The 3,027-nt window shown below is 65.6% G+C and carries 4 protein-coding genes and 1 pseudogene; 3 read left to right on the top strand and 2 right to left on the bottom strand.

From position 1 onward, the window contains the following. Positions 1-132: pseudogene (locus ACFE99_RS24480) on the top strand (DinB family protein); the annotation flags it as partial. 11 nt (positions 133-143) lie between these two features. Here ACFE99_RS24480 and ACFE99_RS24485 read toward each other — a convergent pair. Then, the gene (locus tag ACFE99_RS24485) at positions 144-590 is read right to left on the bottom strand and encodes an anti-sigma factor antagonist (protein ID WP_375489392.1); all 447 of its coding nucleotides are present in this window, start codon (positions 588-590) and stop codon (positions 144-146) included. A 154-nt stretch (positions 591-744) separates the two neighbouring features. Between ACFE99_RS24485 and ACFE99_RS24490 the strand changes: the two genes are divergently transcribed. Beyond that, complete coding sequence (locus ACFE99_RS24490; RefSeq protein ID WP_375489394.1) at positions 745-1,338, top strand: TetR/AcrR family transcriptional regulator; 594 nt, start codon at positions 745-747, stop codon at positions 1,336-1,338. A 3-nt stretch (positions 1,339-1,341) separates the two neighbouring features. Here ACFE99_RS24490 and ACFE99_RS24495 read toward each other — a convergent pair whose 3' ends face one another. Then, positions 1,342-1,998, bottom strand: a complete 657-nt coding sequence (locus tag ACFE99_RS24495) for a DedA family protein (RefSeq protein WP_375489396.1) — start codon at positions 1,996-1,998, stop codon at positions 1,342-1,344. Positions 1,999-2,185: 187 nt separating this feature from the next. On the opposite strand from ACFE99_RS24495, the gene ACFE99_RS24500 reads away from it, so the two are divergent. Next, positions 2,186-2,974, top strand: a complete 789-nt coding sequence (locus ACFE99_RS24500) for an IclR family transcriptional regulator (RefSeq protein WP_375489398.1) — start codon at positions 2,186-2,188, stop codon at positions 2,972-2,974. Positions 2,975-3,027 lie beyond the last annotated feature (53 nt).

Consider the following 3,027-nt stretch of genomic DNA (forward strand, 5'->3'; position numbering starts at 1 on the left):
GCCTACGGCAGCGGCCCCGAGGTCAGCGGGCCCGCAGAGGCGCTGCTGATGGCCATGGCCGCGCGCCCGGACGCTCTGAAACAGCTGTGTGGACCCGGTAAAGACCTTTTGGCCCAACGCATCTGCGGCTAGCTAGCGCAGGACTACTCGGGAACGGCAACCGCCGACAAGGCGGCATCGACACTTTGGTCGACGGGCAGCAGACCGGTCAGCCCGCACGCCACGACGGTACGTGCGACGACCGGCTGCAGGCTGACCAGGCGTAGTTCGACACCGCGATCCCGGCACCGCCTGGCCTCCTCAGCGAGCACTGAGAAGGCGCAGCAGCCAACGAAATCCAGCCCGTTGGTGTCAACAACGAGCGGTCCCGGCGGGCTGACTGCAGCGGCCGCCTCGTCCAATAACCGTCGCCAGGTGTTCTCGTTGCATGCATCGACCTCGCCGCCGGCGTAGACCATCACCGCTGAGCCGCTCCGCTGGGTGGTCGCCCGCAACGTACTGCGGGCACCGCCCAGCTCTGCGACCAGACGCGTGCTCAGCGTCAGATGGTTGAGGCTGCTAGGAAGAAATTCTGCGGCGGAAACATTCATCGTGGACTCCTAATCGTCTGGCGCTTGCGGCGCCGGCGATGGATGTCCGTCCTACACGTCTTAAGACAGACCGTGAAACGTTGGAGATCTCTTTTCTATAACTAGACAGGTCGGTCTGTCTACAGAAGGCGGCTAAGAGTATGGTAAGGCGGCTATGACGAGCACCGATGTCGCATCGACCGCGACGGCGTCGGCTCGAGAACGCATCTTGAGCACGGCGTACGACCTTTTCACTCGCCGGGGCGTCCGCGCGGTCGGAACCGACGAGGTGGTCGAGCGGGCAGGTGTCGCCAAAGCCACGCTTTACCGGCACTTCCCCAGCAAAAACGACCTTGTGCTGGCGGTGCTCGAACGCCGCGAGCAACTGTGGACCCTCGGTTTGGTCGAGCGCCAGTCACGGCGGCGCGGCAACACTCCCGAAGAACAACTCCTGGCGATTTTCGACGTCTTCGACGACTGGTTTCAGACCCGCGACGGCTTCGAGGGCTGCTCGTTCATCAACGTCTTGCTCGAGATGGGTGCCGAGCATCCGGCCGGGCAGGCCAGTATCGCTTACCTGGACAACATTCGCGACATTGTGCGTCAGCGCGCCCAGGCGGCCGGGTTGCGCGATGTCGAGAACTTTGCTCGGTCCTGGCACATCTTGATGAAAGGCTCGATCATCTCGGCGGCCGAAGGCGACGTCGAAGCGGCGCAGCGGGCAAAAGCCATGGCCCGCATGCTCATCGAGCAGCACCGAAATCCGTAGACGCTAGCCGGCAGCACTGCCCGATTTGTCGGCGTGCTCGGCTTCGAGTTCGGCGATCGCGCGGGAGGTGCGTTCCCGCAGCAAGGCCGCGGCGATGGCGCCGGCCACGACGGCGACCACCAGGGCGATCCAGGAAAAGCGGGTCAGCCAGCGCTCGGCGGCGACCCCGGCGTAATAGATCAGCGCGGTGGTGCCCCCGGCCCAGCAGATGGCGCCGGAGACGTTGGCCAGGAGAAACCGCGGATAGCGCATCTTCAGTGCGCCGGCCAGCGGGCCGGCGAAGATCCGCAGCAGCGCGATGAACCGGCCGAAAAACACCGCTCGCGTGCCCCACCCGTCGAACAGCCGCTCGGCGAAGGCGACGTGGCCGGGACCGAAGTGCCTGGGGAAACGTCGGCCCAACCAGTCGAAAAGCGGCATCCCGAGCCGCCGGCCAACCGTATAACCGATCGAGTCACCGACCGCGGCTCCAACCACCCCGGCGGCGCCGACGCCGACCGGGTTGACCGCCAGTTCGTGGTGCGACGACATCAGCGCCGCCGTGACCAGCACGATCTCCCCGGGAAGCGGGACGCCCAGACTTTCGACCCCCACCACGACGCCCACCACCAGATAGACCGTCAGGGGCGGGATCGCCTGCAGCAGGGAGACGACGGTCATGGGAACCAGGATGCCTGACCCGGCCGCAGAGCGCGCGCCCGCACCCGCTGCCCACCGATGTCGTGCAGCCCAGCTGCGTCAGCGCGAGCGCCGCCAGCACGGCCGCGATGCACGCAGTCGCGTCGGCCGACGAAATCCGATTGTGTAAGCATGATGTTCGTACGCTATCGCAGGTACGGTCTTTGACATGCGCGAAAAGAGGCAGCGTGCCGCCGACTCGCTGGCGCCGCAGTATCCGATCGAGTCGGTCGACAAGGCGCTGAAGCTGCTGCTGTTGTTGGGTGAGCAACCCGAAATCCGGTTGAGCGAGGCGACTCGTTATCTGGGAGTGGCATCGTCGACCGCGCACCGGCTGCTGGCGATGTTGGCCTACCGGGGGTTTGTTCGCCAAGATCCGGTGTCGAAGGCTTACGGGCCGGGCCCGGCGTTGACCAGTGTGGCGTTTGCAATTTTCGGCCGCATCGACATTCAGCGGACTGCCACGCCGGTGCTGCGTGCGCTCAGCGAACGTCTGCGGGAAACCATGCATGTGGGGATGCTCGACGGTGCCTCCGTACGGTTCATCGCCGCGGTCGAAGGCCCCACCGCCGTCCGGGTGGCCTCGCGGCTCGGCCGCACCATGCCGGCGCATTGCACGTCGACGGGCAAGGCCATGCTGGCGCAGTTGTCGGAACAGGAACTGCGTCAGCTGCTGCCAGACGAAGAGCTGGAACGCATTACGCCGCATTCGATCGACAGCCGCACCGCATTGGAAACCGAGCTTGTGCGGGTGCGCGAACGCGGTTATGCCGTCAACCGCGAGGAAAGCGAGGAAGGCGTCGCCTCTGTTGCGGTACCGATACTGACCCGCGCGCCCGGGCTTGCACTGGCATTGAATCTCGCTGCGCCGCAACACCGATTGCCCAAATCGCAGTATCCGGCGGTCGCGGCGGCTCTCGTGGAGGCGGCCAAGGAGATCGGCGACCAGCTCGGCTGAACGGCTGATATAGATCGGTTTGGTCCTTCACAAACGCCTCCGGGGGTGTCAGG

Origin of the sequence: uncultured Mycobacterium sp. (assembly GCF_964249325.1) — a bacterium.
Taxonomy (GTDB): Bacteria; Actinomycetota; Actinomycetes; order Mycobacteriales; family Mycobacteriaceae; genus Mycobacterium.